Source organism: Dyadobacter flavalbus (assembly GCF_006149045.1).
Taxonomy (GTDB): Bacteria; Bacteroidota; Bacteroidia; order Cytophagales; family Spirosomataceae; genus Dyadobacter; species Dyadobacter flavalbus.
Genome location: NZ_VBSN01000027.1, coordinates 554380 through 570244 on the forward strand (window position 1 = coordinate 554380; position 15865 = coordinate 570244).

Genomic DNA, 15865 nt, shown 5'->3' on the forward strand with positions numbered 1-15865 from the left:
TTTTGTATTAAAATCTACCCTCTATCTATTTGTTGTATGTCAATTTGTTTACTTGGGCGCAAACTGTCCTGCGCTGTCCAAAGGAAGGCTGTTGCCTTTGCTTTTTTATCCTTCATTTCTTTTAATGCTTTTTCCCAGGAAGACTTCAAGCCAAAGTTCAGCGTTGTAGACCATGCTTCTCTGGAAATGAACGCCTATCCCGGCGACAGTACCGCCGATGCAGTTTATCTTTATGATTACGGGGATGTGACCTTTTCCTATGACAAGCTCAGAGGAATAATGATCAACATGGACACCTGGGTCAGGATCAAGATCCTGAAAGAATCCGCGCTGGACCGCGCATCTGTTTCGCTGCCGTATTATGACGGTTCCAGTGTAGACAAAGAGGAAGTTATTTCAGACCTGAGAGGATTTACCTACAATCTGGAAGGAGGAAAAATAGTTGCCTCCGCACTGGACAAAAAGTCGGTGAAAAGAGAAAAGGTATCCGATGTGAATTATGTTCTGAAATTCAATTTGCCGAATGTAAAAAAAGGTTCTGTTATCGAGTATGCTTACAGCCGTACAACGCCGCTGAATGTCAGGGACAAACCGGATACATGGCGTTTTCAGGGCTCCATTCCTTCCAAATGGAGTGAGTACCGCATTGTCATTCCCCATTTTCTCAGTTACAAAACGACAATGAGCGGTTACCTTCCGCTTTATATCAACAAACAGGAACAAACGGTTGTCAATGTAGGCCACAGCAGATTTGACGGTCAGGGAATTGCATACCGGTTTGTGGTTAAAGATGCTCCGGCTTTCGTAAATGAGCCTTATATTACAACAGAGCTCGATTATCTTTCCAAAATCAACTTCGAACTGTCAAGCCTTTATATACCCGGAGAAATGACAAAGCATTATTCCCAAACCTGGAGTGATGTTGAAAAAACACTGGATGAAGTAAACTGGTTTGGCGGTGAACTGCGGAAATCATCTTACCTGAAGGAAAAAAGGGACGAAATTATAAGGGCTGCAAAAACGCCTGAGGAAAAAATGGAAATGGCTTATTCCAGTATTCAGAATTACATGAAATGGGACGGGTACGCCGGTCTGGGTTCTAATGGCGGCGTCAGGAAAGCTTATGACAACAGAAAAGGAAATGCCACGGAAATCAATCTTGTACTTACAACTTTGCTCCGGGAGCTTGAACTGGAATGTAATCCTGTACTTCTCAGCACACGTTCACACGGACAGATTTACAAGGAAATTCCATTGCTTGAAAGTTTCAATTATGTAATCAGCCATGTGCAGATCGGCGAAAAGGAGTATTTGCTGGATGCAACACAGCCTTATGCAAAAGCCGGCCTGCTGCCCGAACATGCACTGAACGGTTCTGGAAGACTGATCCCCAGAAAAGGAGCGGGACGTTTTCTGGACATCGTCCCGAAAGATAGTCAGAGCAAACTGGAAATGATCAATGCAGAAATTATTCCGGAGGAAGGAAGTGTCAAAGGTAATTATACCATTTCCTACGGCGGTTATGAAGCCCTTCGTTGGCGGGGAAAATATGTGAATGAACCGGAAAATGTGTTTCATGAGGATTTGAAAAAGCAGGCTCCGGAATGGACGATTCAGAATATCGCTGTCAAAAATGCAAGTGAAGACCTGAAAAGTACTGTCAACGTAACCTGTGACTTTGAACTGCTGGATGAAAATTCGTCTCCCGATGTATTTTACTTTAATCCAATGATGGCCGGAAGATGGGCAAGCAATCCGCTGAAGTCAAAAGACCGGATTTATCCACTGGACCTTACAAGCGGAATCGCACACTCCTATATCGGCAACTTCAAACTGCCGGACGGATATATGCTGGAAGAAATTCCAAAGCCGGAAGTAATCGTGCTTCCTGAAAAAGCAGGAAAATTTGCTTATCAAATCCGTCAGACAGGAAACGTAATTCAGGTTAACAGTTCATTGCTGGTCAATAAAACCCGCTTTCTGCCGGATGAATATCATGATCTGAAAGAGTTTTTTGAAAGAGTCGTTCAGAAACATGCACAGCCGCTTGTCATCAAGAAAAGAGTCAACTGATCACACTATACAACATGAAAATCAAATTTCTGATATCCTGCATGCTAGTGCAGGTGTACATTGCCTTGTCGTCCAGCGTGTCCGGACAATCCTATGACGTCAGCAAGATCAGTCCGGAACTGATGAAAGATGCAGATGCTGTAATCCGGCTTGATGAAACTTTCTGGGAAATAGAATCCAAAGGCGAAGCCAGGCTGCACAGCCGCACCGTAGTAACGGTACTGAATGAAAAAGGAGAGGAGGAATATAGCCGGCTAATGGTTGGCTACGACAAATTCACCAAGATTACGGATATCAGCGGAAGCCTGTATGCTGCCGATGGAAAGCTTGTGAAAAAGCTTAAAAACGCGGATATTGATGATTACGGATATGGTTCCTCGGGTGATGATATTACGGATGCAAGGGTAAAACTGGCGGATTTCGGCAAGAAAAGTTATCCTTACCCTTATACAATCGAGTACAGCTATGAGACCAGAGACCGGAATATGATGTTTTATCCGAAATGGATGCCGGTTGCAAATGTGCATGCTGCGGTTGAGCATGCCGAATACAAAATCAAGGCGCCGGCTGGATTCAAGTTCCGTTACAAAGAATACAACGGAATTTCACCGGTTAAAAAATCGGTAGCGGATGGCGCTGATGTATATCTCTGGACGATTGAAAACTATGCAGTAAATCCAAAACGAGACTTGTATCCATTGCCGCTCATGGAATTTACGCCGATGGTGATGGCGGCTCCGTCCGAATTCGAGATACAGGATTACAGGGGGAACTTTGACAGCTGGGAAGATTTAAGCCGGTTCTATTATACGTTAAATGCCGGCAGGGATGTGCTTCCGCCCGCGATTGTTTCTGAAATAAAAACATTGGTCAAAGATGTCAGGTCGGAAAAGGAGAAAGTGCAGCGGATTTACAAGTGGATGCAGTCCCGTTCCAGATATGTAAGTATTCAGCTTGGCATCGGCGGCTGGCAAACCATAGATGCGCTCACTGTTGCAAACAAAGGTTACGGTGATTGCAAGGCGCTGACCAATTTTACACTTGCGGCATTGCGGCAGGCAGGAATAACCTGTTACCCCGCACTGATCAGAGCAGGTGAAGGGGCTCAAATGAAAACAGATTTTCCGAGCAGCCAGTTTAATCATGTAATTGCCTGCGCCATAGCCGCAAAGGATACCATGTGGCTGGAATGCACCAGCCAGACAACACAACCTGATTTTATGGGTACATTTACCGGCAGCCGTCATGCACTGCTGGTGATGCCGGAAGGCGGAAAACTGGTTTCAACGCGCGATTACAAATCCCATCATAATATCCGGAACAGCCGTACAAGCGTAAACCTGGAAGAAAGCGGAAATGGCCAGGTCGAAGTGCATGCATTGTATGCCGGCCTTCAGCAGGAATCCCGCAACCGTCTTTTACATAACGGAAATAAGGAGGAACAAAGGAAATGGCTGATGAATCATATAAACCTGCCAAGTCTTGATTTGCAGCAGTTTGAATTGATGGAAGGGAAAGATCAGGAGCCAACCATTACCGAAAAGCTGAGCCTGAATATAAGAAACTGCGCAACGAAAGCGGGTGCACGTTTATTCGTCAAGCCCAATTTGCTGAGCCGGCCCATGGAACTGCCTGTCTTGACGGAACGGACTACTGATTTTTATCTGCCTTTTTCAGAGTACAATTTTACAGATCTGGATACGGTTTCTTACGTAATTCCTGCGGCATACAAGCTGGAAACTACATTGCCTGCCTATCAGATCAGTTCATTGTTCGGTACCTATGAATCAAAAATAAGTTATGCGGATAACAAACTGGTTTGTTCCAGAAAACTGGTGCTCAACGGCGGACGTTATGAATCAAAGGATTTTGCTGCGTGGATTGATTTCCTTAAAAAGATCCGCAAGGCAGATCGGGCACAGGTTGTATTTGTGGAAAACAAGCCATAAAGACAATTGTTTGTCAAAAGGTTAAAATCTGTATATTATTGATTAAATCCAGCGAATATTCATAGCTTGTCAATCATTTACCTTTGACAAAAAAGATATACATTATCCTAAATATAATTCAGCATGAACAAAGAATCGTGGCAGGGTATTTTTCCCGCATTGGTTACACCTTTTAAATCAGACGATACAATTGATTTTGAAATGTTCCGTAAAAATCTGGAAGTTCAGATTGAGGCGGGAGTTACCGGCGCTATTGTTTCGGGTTCATTGGGCGAGGCAAGTACGCTTACAAGAGCTGAAAAAATGGAGCTGATCAGGTTTGCCAAACAATTTGTTCCGGCCGGTTTTCCTGTTGTCCTGTGCATCGCAGAACAGTCCACAGCAGAGGCGGTCAGTATTGCAAAGGAAGCAGAATCCATCGGAGCAGACGGCTTGATGGTTTTGCCGCCCATGCGTTACAAAGCAGATGATCTTGAAACTGTTACCTATTTCAAAACCATTGCACAAAGTACTGCTTTGCCGCTGATGATTTACAACAATCCGGTTGATTACAAGATTGAAGTGACGCTGGATATGTTTGAAGAGCTGGCCAAAATCCCGAATGTTCATGCTATCAAAGAATCCACCCGTGATGTAAGTAATGTGACAAGGTTGTTTAATCGTTTCGGGGATCGTTTCCGGATATTCTGCGGTGTTGATACATTGATTATGGAAGAAGTAATGCTTGGGGCAGACGGCGTTGTAGGCGGATTGGTGGATGCATTTCCAAAGGAGACGGTGGCAATTTTTAATTTTGTAAAAGCAGGCATGTATAAAGAGGCATTGAGCGTTTACCGCTGGTATCTGCCGCTTCTGGAACTGGATATTCATCCCAAGCTTGTACAGAATATCAAGCTTGCAGCAGCCGTTGCGGGAATCGGTTCAGAATATGTGCGTGCGCCCAGGCTGGTTCTGGAAGGTGCGGAAAGGGAAAAAGTTCTTGCCATTATCAACAAGGCAATCGAAACGCAGCCTGCATTGCCGGATTATTTGAATTTAACAATAGATACGCCGGTTGCATAGCAAGGAGGCTCCTCCGGAGCCGCGCTATGCCTTGAAAAGAATGTCGACTTTCTATAAACAGAGGGCTCCTCTGGAGCCGCTTGTGCGAACAGGCAGCATGCAACCGCAGAGCGGTTTCCTGTTTGTAGCAAAGAATGGTTAAATTTAAAATGTGCATATTGTTTCCATAAACAAAAGGCTCCTCCGGAGCCGTTTGTGCGAACAAGCAGCGTTCAACCGCAGAGCGGTTTCCTGTTTGTAGCAAAGAATGGTTAAATTTAAATATGCATATTGTTTCTATAAACAGAGGGCTCCTCCGGAGCCGCTTGTGCGAACAGGCAGCATGCAACCGCAGAGCGGTTCCCTGTTTGTAATCATTCATCGACTGCTAACCCATAAAATATGAATATTACAAAAGAAGAATTGGAAGCTGTATTGCAGAAATCGCTTGAAGCTTTTATTACAATCAGAAAATATACGGTTCAGAAGCGGATTGCATTGATGAGAGCAATTGCTGATGAAATAGAAGCGCTTGATTCCGATTTGATTAAAACAGCTCAACGGGAGTCCAACTTACCGGAAGGACGTCTTACCGGAGAAAAAGGCAGGACGGTATTTCAATGGCGGAGCTATGCAGAAGCACTTGAAAAAGGATACTCATTTGATGCAAGCATAGATACTGCCAATCCGGACAGGGTACCGCCAAAACCGGATATCAGGAAAACCAATGTGCCGCTCGGACCAGTTGCTGTTTTTGGAGCAAGTAATTTTCCTTTTGCCTTTTCAACTGCAGGCGGAGATACAGCCAGTGCGATTGCAGCGGGCTGTACGGTTGTTGTAAAAGCACATCCGGGACACCCTGAAACATCACGGATCATGGCGGATGCCATTATGCGAGCCGTTCAGAAAAGCGGTTTTCCGGAAGGAACATTTTCGCATGTATATTTTGCAACCCACGAAGAAGCACAGTTTCTGGTAAGTCATCCGATTGTTAAAGCTGTTGGTTTCACGGGGTCTTTCCGTGGCGGTATGGCTTTGGCCGAAATTGCTTCCAAACGGGAAGTACCCATTCCTGTTTTTGCCGAAATGGGAAGTGTGAATCCGGTTTTTGTACTGGAAGGAAAGCTAAATACCTCCGCGCCGGAACTTGCCAGGCAGTATGCAGCTTCCCTTACATTGGGAGTAGGACAGTTTTGCACCAATCCCGGGTTGGTTATAGCTATTGACAGCGAAGCACTTGGGCAGTTTACAGAAGCTTTGCAGGCAGAAATCGTGCAAGTAGCGCCATCGAATATGCTCAACGAAATGATTGCAAGCAGCTATATTTCTGCAAGTCAGAAAGTGATGTCGCAATCGGGTGTAGACGTGCTTGCCGTGGCTGCAACAGAGGCAGAAGAAGGTCAGGGATCGGCTATGGTTGCTACTGCAACCGGAGAGAATTTTCTTAAAAATAACACATTGCAGCAAGAAGTTTTCGGCCCTTTTGCATTGATTATCAAATGCCAGGATGCTGATGAAATGATTTCTGTTGCAGGAAAAATGCACGGACAGTTAACCGCAACATTTCTGGCAACCAGTGAGGATCTTGCCGGGAATGATGAATTGCTGGAAGTAGTGCAGGACAAATGCGGAAGAATTCTTCTGAACAACTTCCCGACGGGCGTAGAAGTTTGTAAATCCATGCATCATGGCGGGCCTTTTCCTTCGTCGAGCAATGTGCAATTTACTTCCGTAGGCCCGGATTCGATCAAACGGTTTGTACGTCCGCTAAGTTTTCAAAACTGGCCGGATGAACTTTTGCCGGAAGAACTGCAAAATGCGAATCCGCTTGGAATTTTCAGAACTGTTGATAACGAAATTACAAAAAAGTCCATCGGCATCTAGCCGTTCATTATAAAAAACAATAAGCCCGGCAATCAAGTAATTTCATACTTCACAAAGCCGGTTAAAAGCCAGAAGCAAACAGCTAATAGCCAGAAAGCTAACAGCTAAAAATCATATGCGTAAAACTTTTTTTTGTATTGATGCTCATACCTGCGGAAATCCGGTGCGCGTCGTTGCTGGCGGCGGCCCGCTGCTGCAGGGTAACAGCATGATGGAGCGCAGGCTTCATTTTTTGAAAGAATACGACTGGATCCGCAAAGGCCTGATGTTTGAGCCGCGCGGACATGATATGATGAGCGGCAGCATTTTGTACCCGCCCGTTGATCCTGCTAATGACATAGGCGTACTTTACATTGAGACGAGCGGTTGTCTGCCCATGTGCGGTCACGGAACAATCGGAACTGTAACGATTGCCATTGAGGAAGGACTTGTAACACCTAAAATTCCCGGAAAATTACGATTGGAAACACCGGCCGGGCTGGTATTGGTGGAATACGTTCAGGAGGGCAAAAAGGTGAAATCCGTTAAGCTGATCAATATAAAATCTTTTCTTGCCGCAGAAAATTTACAGGTTGAATGTCCTGATCTGGGAATGCTGACGGTGGATGTTGCTTACGGCGGAAATTTTTACGCCATTGTTGATCCTCAGGAAAATTTCAAAGGCATTGAAAACTATACCGCAGACCAGCTGATCAGCTGGAGCCGGGTTTGTCGGAAAAGAATGAACGAGCAGTACACATTTGTACATCCCGAAAATGAGCATATCAATGGCCTGAGCCATTTGTTATGGGCAGGAGCGCCGCTTGATCCGACATCAACAGCGCGAAATGCCGTTTTTTACGGTGACAAAGCCATTGACCGTTCACCATGCGGAACCGGAACTTCCGCACGGATGGCGCAATGGCATGCCAAAGGAAAATTAGGCAAAGGGGATCAATTCATTCACGAAAGTATTATTGGTTCCAAGTTCATCGGTACTGTTGAAGATGAAGTTCATATTGGCAATAAACCGGCCATTATTCCCGGCATTGAAGGCTGGGCGGTGGTTACAGGTTACAATACGATTTTTATAGACGACGAAGAGGACCCGTACGCATACGGATTTCAGGTTTTATGATAAGCAGTTGGCCGTTAGCTTTTGGCTGCCGGCGGTTCGTTTTTTGTCAATAATCCGTAACCGAAAAGTCATCAGTCAACAAGCCGGCATCTCACATTTTTCGGCCCACATTTAACAAATTCAATGAACACTGCATATAAAATGAACACTGCATATAAAGGGAATGCCACAATAATCGGCGGCGGAATAATGGGATTGACCTCGGCTTATTACTTGCTGAAAAGCGGTTGGAAAATAACGTTGATTGATAAGGGAGACCTGGCGGATAACTGCTCGCAAGGCAATGCCGGAATGATCGTTCCCAGCCATTTTATTCCGCTTGCTGCGCCGGGCATGATTTCTAAGGGTATCAAATGGATGTTCAACAGCCGGAGCCCGTTTTATGTAAAACCTTCGCTGGATCTGTCTTTGCTTTCGTGGGGATTGAAATTTATGAAAAGTGCAACACCGGCAAATGTGGAACGCGCTGCACCTTTTTTGAGAGATTACCATTTGCTTAGCAAGCAACTTTACGAAGATCTTGCCAGGGATGGCTTTGATTTTGGTATGGAAAACAAAGGCATTTTAATGCTTTATAAAACCGAAAAAGCCGGCGAAGAAGAAATTCATGTAGCAAAAGACGGGCAAAAGCTCGGATTGGAGATTGAGATGCTCAGCAAGGAGCAGGTGCAGGCCATCGAGCCCGGAATAAAGCTGGATGTAATGGGGGCCGTTCATTATCAGTGCGATGCACATTTGTATCCGTCAGCATTGTTTTCGCAGCTTCTAAATGCTGTCAAGTCAAACGGAGCGGAAGTTGTTACCAGTGCAGAGGTATTGAATTATGAAATCCGGAATGGTGAAATCAAAAAGGTAAATACCTCGAAGGGATCTTATGAAGGAGATATTGTTATTATGACCGGAGGCTCCTGGCTGCCCCAGCTTTCCAGAATGGCTGGTTTGTCCATTCCGGTAATGCCGGGAAAAGGATATTCATTTATGGAGCCAAATGCCGAGCATCCAATCAGAACACCGGCACTGCTGATTGAAGCACGCGTGGCCGTTACGCCAATGAACGGACAGGTTCGCTTTGGCGGAACCATGGAACTTGCGGCTGTAAACGATCAGATCAACTTGAACCGTGTAGAAGGAATCGTTCATTCCATTCCGAAATATTACCCTGAGCTGAATGTAAAAATGCCTGCAAAGGAAAATATATGGTATGGTTTTCGTCCCTGCTCTCCGGATGGATTGCCGTATCTGGGATACAGCAGCAAGCTGAAAAACCTGATTGTAGCTGGCGGTCACGGCATGATGGGAATCAGTCTGGGGCCGGCAACCGGAAAAGTTGTATCAGAACTGGCAAATCGGCATTCATTATCGCTGAATATAGAATTATACAACCCGGAACGGTATAATTAAATTGGCAGATTTCCTGCCAGAAAAATTGTCCCGTCAGGGACAAAACATCGCTAGCACAGATATTGCGATTGATAAACGGATTTTTTCGTGCCGTTAGGTACGGGATATATTTCCGTTTGATTTCAATGGCCATTTTTTGAAAATTTTAGGTTTTCAAATGCTTTTGCGACATTGCATTTGCATTAATAATTTATACACACATCAAAATGGCCAACACATACACACAGATTCATTTACAAATCGTTTTTGCCGTTAAACACCGCCAATGCCTTATTCATCCATCGTGGAAAGATGAGCTTTTCAAATATATGACGGGCATTATTCAGAACCATAATCATAAGGTACTTCAAATTAATGGAATGCCGGATCATGTTCATATCCTGATTGGAATGAGGCCAACGCAGGCATTATCGGATTTAATGAAAAAGGTAAAAGGAGAATCTTCCGAATGGATTAATAAAAATAAATTCATCAATACAAAATTCAGCTGGCAGGAAGGATTTGGAGCATTTTCCTATTCGCAGTCCCAATTACCGACAATCATCAATTACATCAGGAATCAGGAAGTACATCACAGCAAGAAATCGTTTCGAAAAGAATATCTAACAATGCTGGATAAAAATGACGTGCAATACGACGAACGATATGTATTTCATGATGTCTGAACGATCATGTAAACAAACATTGCGTGCCTGACGGCACGCGGCATCCCGCGAACATTGCCATGTTCTACCAAGGTTTGATCCCTGACGGGATTGTTTGCATTTGTTTCAAATGCTTGTTAGAATCCTATGTGCGTTTGCGTGCTTCAATTTCATTGTTTCGAATAAATACGTAGATTACAGACCAAACACCTGAACTCCTATTAATTTAAGCCCTTATGCCAGAAGAAAGCACGTCCTTTAAACCCTCATTAGGTCTCGTAGATGCAACCATGCTCGTTGCCGGCAGTATGATCGGATCGGGCATTTTTATTGTCAGTGCCGATATAACCAGAAATACAGGAAGCGTTGGCTGGCTGATGTTTGTCTGGCTGATAACCGGTTTTATGACGCTCACGGCTGCGCTCAGTTACGGTGAGTTAAGCGCCATGTTTCCAAAAGCCGGCGGTCAGTACATTTATTTGAAGGAAGCCTATAACCCGTTGGTCAGCTTTCTGTACGGATGGAGCTTTTTTACCGTAATCCAGACGGCCACTATTGCTGCCGTAGCTGTGGCATTTGCCAAATTTACCGCCTATCTGCTGCCGCAGTTCAGCGAAGATATCGTTGCACTGGACCTCGGTTTGCTGAAAATCTCACCGGCTCAGTTATTGTCCATTGTCGTTATTGTTCTGCTGACGTTTATCAATACACGTGGAGTAAACAGCGGAAAAATCATTCAAACTACATTTACGCTTACAAAATTGCTGAGCCTGCTCGGGCTGATTGTATTCGGGTTGATTTTCATGAAGCCTGAAATATGGAGCATGAACTGGGATTCCACAGCAATGTGGGACCTGCACAAGCTGAATATCGACGGAAGTGTTGAATCTTATACTACCATTGCAGCTTTCGGTGCCATTGCTGCTTCCATGGTCGGTTCTATTTTCAGCAGCGATTCCTGGAACAATGTCACTTTCATTGCAGGGGAAATTAAAAATCCGCAGCGTAATATCGGGTTAAGTCTTGCACTGGGAACCATTATTGTTACCGTAATTTATTTGTTAACCAATGTCATGTATACGGGCGTTTTGTCTCTGCAGGAAATTGCCGCTTCGGATAAGGACCGCGTGGCAGTAACGGCTTCGCATGTGATTTTTGGCAGCGCCGGAACCATTATTATTGCCGTCATGATCATGATTTCCACCTTTGGCTGTAACAATGGGCTGATCATGTCCGGTGCAAGGGTTTATTATTCAATGGCCAAAGACGGTTTGTTTTTCCGGAAAGTAGGAGAATTAAACAAAAATGCGGTTCCGGAATTTGGTTTATGGATCCAGTGCGTGATCGCATCTTTATGGGCACTCAGCGGTAAGTACGGCAATTTGCTGGATATGATCTCCTTTGTTGTAGTTGTATTCTACATGCTCACCATTGCAGGAATATTTATCCTGAGGAAAAAAAGACCGCATGCAGAAAGGCCTTACAAAGCATTCGGATATCCGTTTTTGCCAATAATTTACATCATTATGGGCATTGCATTCTGCGTTTTACTTATCATTTACAAACCCGAATACACATGGCCCGGGCTCATCATTGTACTGCTCGGCATACCGGTTTATTATTTTATCGGTAAACGACAAATCGTTGCCTGAGGTTTTAAACTACTATTCTGCTCCTTTGAAATACCGGCTGCATTATTGCTTTGTTGGTCTGATATTTTATTGTGCACTTTTTTCAGCTTGTGCAAAAACAGTTGAACCTCTGAAATATGTGGTTTTAAAGAAAGATCCTGCAACACATACTTTTCATGTTTCACTTCGCTACAATCCGGAAACTGCAGATAGTATTCAGTTCCTTAATCAAATGCACTGGCTATTGATTAAGGAACTTTTTGAATCTGTCTAATCATTAAAGCAGTGCATCCAGGTTTTCGAGTGCAGCTGTAAAGCCTTCTTGAAAGCCCATTTTGATATGTGTTTCCAGGTCTTCGAGTTTTTCAAACTGTATTTCTACGGCAACCAGCGTCATTTCTCCTGATCCGGAAAATGAATTATTCCAGCTTGCACTCGCAATGGCGTTGGTCGGATTGCCGTCGCTATCACAAAAGTTATCTTTGGCAGTATAGTTTTTCAAAGGCGTTACGGATTGGAAATCAGCTCTTGCCCAATGCTCCGTACCATCCGGGCCAATCATTGCATACAGCCAGTGACCGCCTTCGCGGAAATCCATTTCTTTGGTTCTGGCTTTCCAGGGTTTTGGCGCCCACCACTGATCCAGAATTTCACTTTCCGTAAATGCAGCCCAGACTTTTGCTACCGGAGCTGCAAATTCTCTTTCGACTTTGATCTTGCTTTTTTCCTTGTCTACGGAAAAATTCATTAACAGGCTACTTTTCATTTTTATCTGAATTTAGATTGATTAATACTTGATCCAATTGATTAAAGCGATCTTTCCAGTGCTTTTTGAATTGTGAAAGCCAACGGTCTGCTTCTTTCATTTTCTGTGCATTAAGAATGCTAATGTATCTCGCGGCCAGCATTATTCTGCGTCAGCAATTCATAAGCTGCCGGTACTTTTATGTGCTTTGACACGGCTTGCCGGGTAGTGTCAAAATGTTCTGCAAGTGCATTCGGCATCATTCCCTGCGTTGCAGTCAGCACCGGAACCGCTCTTCTGGCCGGATCAGCAATCGGCTGAATATGGCTTGTTTCATCCTTCAAAAACTGTTGCGCAACTTATTGGTTGCAAATATATGCAACTTTTTGGTTGCGAAAAATTTTAATCCGATATTTTAAAATAATTATTTCACACGATTGCATTATTCTAATAATACGATGGTTGGCAAATGTAGTGATACTACTATACGTAAATTGAAATATGTTGATATGAATTTTTTAATTCAGTGTTTTCTACTTTACTTTAGAATGAAAAATCGCACCTTTAAATTTTAAAAAATGATGAAGAAAGTATACACGTTCTTGACTTCGGGAACAATGAAAATGGCTGTTGCTGCCACCTTTGTAATGTTTGGTTGCAAGGAAGTGGAAGTTGAGAATCAGAATTCACCTGCATCTGTTCTTTCGGATAACAACCTGAAGCTGAATGCAGAAGGTCAATTTGTTGAAGGCGAATTGCTTATCCAGTTTTCAGAAGGAGCTACGGAAGCTGTTAAAAAAAGAGCATTTGATAAGGTAAAAGGGCAGCCGTTTGAGAAAATCCTTACCAAAGCAATGCAGCGTGCGGGTAAAAAAGAGGGCGTATTGCTTGTGAAGGTTAACAAGAAAGTAGCCGAGGCAATTGCCGATCTGAAAGGTGCAGAAGGAGTGGATTTTGCAGAGCCGAACTTTATCTACAATCATTCCGCCGTTTCGGTTGATTCATACTTTACAAACGGATCGCTCTGGGGAATGTACGGTGCCGGAACTTCACCTGCCAACCCGTATGGCAGCAATGCAGCAGCTGCATGGGCAGCAGGAAAAACCGGGTCCGCTTCTGTTTACATCGGAATTATAGACGAAGGCATTCAATTTACACATCCTGATTTGGCCGGGCAGGTTTGGGTTAATCCGGCAGATCCTGCGGACGGCGTAGACAATGACGGAAACGGGCTGAGTGATGATGTAAATGGCTGGGACTTTGCCAACAATGATGGCACCATTTACGACGGAGGATCAAGAGGAACGCTGGATAATCATGGTACGCACGTTGCAGGTACAATCGGTGCCAAATCAAACAATCAGGGCGTTGTGGGTGTCAACTGGAACGTAAAGCTTATTTCCGCCAAGTTTCTGGGACGCAAAGGAGGTACAACCGCCAATGCTGTTAAGGCTGTCGATTACCTGACAAACCTTAAAAGCCGGGGCATTAATGTAGTGGCAAGTAATAATTCCTGGGGTGGCGGAGGTTATTCACAAGCGCTTTTTGATGCAATCAGCCGTGCAAACAATGCCGGGATCATGTTTATTGCAGCTGCGGGCAATGCGGGAACAAACAATGATGTTACGGCAAGTTATCCAGCCAACTACAACCTTCCGAATGTAATTTCGGTAGCAGCCATTGATAAAAACGGCGCACTTGCCAGTTTTTCTCAATACGGTGCCGCTACGGTTGATATCGGTGCACCGGGCGTTGCCATCAATTCCACCACTGCATTCAATACCTATTCTTCTTACAACGGAACTTCCATGGCTACGCCGCATGTGTCGGGAGCTGTTGCGCTTTATGCATCCACCCATCCCGGCGCTACCGTGGCACAAATCAGAAATGCAATATTATCAAGTGCTGTGCCGACGCCATCCCTTGCAGGAAAAACAGTAACGGGCGCAAGGCTGGATGCAAATGCAGCATTGAGCAAATAGCCGGATGAATAAATTTTCAGGCGTTGAATTTCAGCTTGAAAGCAATTTTGAATTTACTAGTTAATAACTGACTGCTCCATGCCCGGCTTGTTTTAATATGCAGCCGGGCATGGTGCCGTTTTTTTAATAAATTTCAACAGATCAAGTTGGGAAGAACGGAAAATGAAAGTTGATGCAGAATATTAATATTTGTAATGACCCGTGTAAATTGCCTGAAACTCTCTCAAATTAATTTTTATGAAAATTATCTACACGTTGCTTTTTACACTTCTTGTCCATTTTTGTTTGCCTGTAAATGTTAACTCACAATCGGTGAGCGATGCACAATGGATTTCAAGGGATACAACGGTTGGATCCATTGACGTAATTGCATATTGGAACAAAGGCGAAAAGAAGAAATTTCGTGCATATAAAGTTACCAAAAATTTCAAGGCAGACAGCTTACTATCAGAGAAGACAGAGCTGGACTGCATTGTTCAGTTTACAGTAACCGATTCTACCGAAAAGTCATATGGCATAGAATATACAATGCTTGAAAACAAGCGTGATACGTCCAAAGACCCGGCAATTCCTTATGAAAAATTGAATTTGACCAACGATGATTTGACACTTCGTTACACAACAGATGCAAACGGCGCCCTGACGGGCTATACCAACCGTGAAGCAGTGGAAAAGAAGCTGGATGACCTGGTACAATTAATGAGTAAAAAGGCACAAAATGATTTTAAATCGAAAGATGAAGCAGAAAAAAAGGTCCTGAGCACAGTAATGGAAAAACTGGTAAATGGGAAAGTGCTGTTTAGCTCGGTTTATGAAACGTTTATTAGTCATTTCCATAATTTTCATGGCTATCATACCGGCTTGAACGACACGCTTCGTTTTACCGAATCTACTCCGCAGGCATTCACATCAACACCAATTAAATATGATTGTTATATCTACCTTTCCTCGCTGGACTCCTTGAATGAAGCTCGGTTTGATTTGGAGAAATACGCAGATATGAGTGGGTTTATCAAAGAATATGGTACTTATTTAAAGCAGGTTGGTGAAAGTGCAGGAGCCAAGCCCAATGAACAAATGCAAACAGAACTGGCTGCGCTGGACATGAAATCGGAGATGTACACCACCACTTATATCGATTTGAATACTGGCTGGCCTGCCTTTATAAAGGTTACCAGATCAATTATAACAAAGGATCCGAAAACAAACTCCACCTTTTTCAAGGATGAAATCTGGACATTGACAAATGACTTGTCAGACCAGTAATTACCTTTTTTGTGCCGGCGTCAAGCATAAGGTTGTTGCAGAACTTTCCGGTTCTGTTTTCTGGCTATTTCCAATCATTAATTAATGATTGGTTTCTGTTATTAAAAAGCTACCGGTAATATATTCAAATCT

Annotated in this window: 12 protein-coding genes; 10 read left to right on the forward strand and 2 right to left on the reverse strand. The window is 43.9% G+C overall.

What is annotated here, in order from left to right:
• The first annotated feature begins 36 nt into the window (after positions 1-36).
• The 8 genes from FEM33_RS07580 (at position 37) to FEM33_RS07615 (ending at position 11761) form a co-directional block, all read left to right on the forward strand.
• Positions 37-2073: a DUF3858 domain-containing protein gene (locus FEM33_RS07580; protein ID WP_139011458.1), complete on the forward strand. Its 2037-nt coding sequence runs from the start codon at positions 37-39 to the stop codon at positions 2071-2073.
• Positions 2074-2087: 14 nt separating this feature from the next.
• Entirely contained in the window at positions 2088-4022 is a 1935-nt protein-coding gene (locus FEM33_RS07585) for a DUF3857 domain-containing protein (protein ID WP_139011459.1), read from the forward strand.
• 123 nt (positions 4023-4145) lie between these two features.
• Positions 4146-5084, forward strand: a complete 939-nt coding sequence (locus tag FEM33_RS07590) for a dihydrodipicolinate synthase family protein (RefSeq protein WP_139011460.1) — start codon at positions 4146-4148, stop codon at positions 5082-5084.
• A gap of 381 nt (positions 5085-5465) precedes the next feature.
• Positions 5466-6947 carry an aldehyde dehydrogenase (NADP(+)) gene (locus FEM33_RS07595; RefSeq protein ID WP_229214133.1) on the forward strand — a complete coding sequence of 494 codons (1482 nt, stop codon included), beginning with the start codon at positions 5466-5468 and terminating at the stop codon, positions 6945-6947.
• Positions 6948-7062: 115 nt separating this feature from the next.
• A complete protein-coding gene (locus FEM33_RS07600; RefSeq protein ID WP_139011461.1) occupies positions 7063-8064 on the forward strand; it encodes a 4-hydroxyproline epimerase in 1002 nt (333 codons plus the stop codon).
• A gap of 141 nt (positions 8065-8205) precedes the next feature.
• Entirely contained in the window at positions 8206-9465 is a 1260-nt protein-coding gene (locus tag FEM33_RS07605; protein WP_139011462.1) for an NAD(P)/FAD-dependent oxidoreductase, read from the forward strand.
• 206 nt (positions 9466-9671) lie between these two features.
• Positions 9672-10130, forward strand: a complete 459-nt coding sequence (tnpA, locus tag FEM33_RS07610) for an IS200/IS605 family transposase (protein WP_139011463.1) — start codon at positions 9672-9674, stop codon at positions 10128-10130.
• 215 nt (positions 10131-10345) lie between these two features.
• Complete coding sequence (locus FEM33_RS07615) at positions 10346-11761, forward strand: APC family permease (RefSeq protein ID WP_139011464.1); 1416 nt, start codon at positions 10346-10348, stop codon at positions 11759-11761.
• A 256-nt stretch (positions 11762-12017) separates the two neighbouring features.
• On the opposite strand, the gene FEM33_RS07620 is transcribed toward FEM33_RS07615, so the two are convergent.
• Positions 12018-12488: an SRPBCC family protein gene (locus FEM33_RS07620; RefSeq protein WP_229214134.1), complete on the reverse strand. Its 471-nt coding sequence runs from the start codon at positions 12486-12488 to the stop codon at positions 12018-12020.
• Positions 12489-12625: 137 nt separating this feature from the next.
• On the reverse strand, positions 12626-12829 hold the full coding sequence (locus tag FEM33_RS26900) for a hypothetical protein (protein ID WP_310588810.1): 204 nt from the start codon (positions 12827-12829) through the stop codon (positions 12626-12628).
• 237 nt (positions 12830-13066) lie between these two features.
• On the opposite strand from FEM33_RS26900, the gene FEM33_RS07630 reads away from it, so the two are divergent.
• Together FEM33_RS07630 and FEM33_RS07635 are read left to right on the forward strand one after the other, a co-directional pair.
• A complete protein-coding gene (locus FEM33_RS07630; RefSeq protein ID WP_229214167.1) occupies positions 13067-14467 on the forward strand; it encodes a S8 family peptidase in 1401 nt (466 codons plus the stop codon).
• Between the two features lie 237 nt (positions 14468-14704).
• A complete protein-coding gene (locus FEM33_RS07635) occupies positions 14705-15733 on the forward strand; it encodes a hypothetical protein (RefSeq protein ID WP_139011466.1) in 1029 nt (342 codons plus the stop codon).
• The last annotated feature ends 132 nt before the right edge of the window (positions 15734-15865 follow it).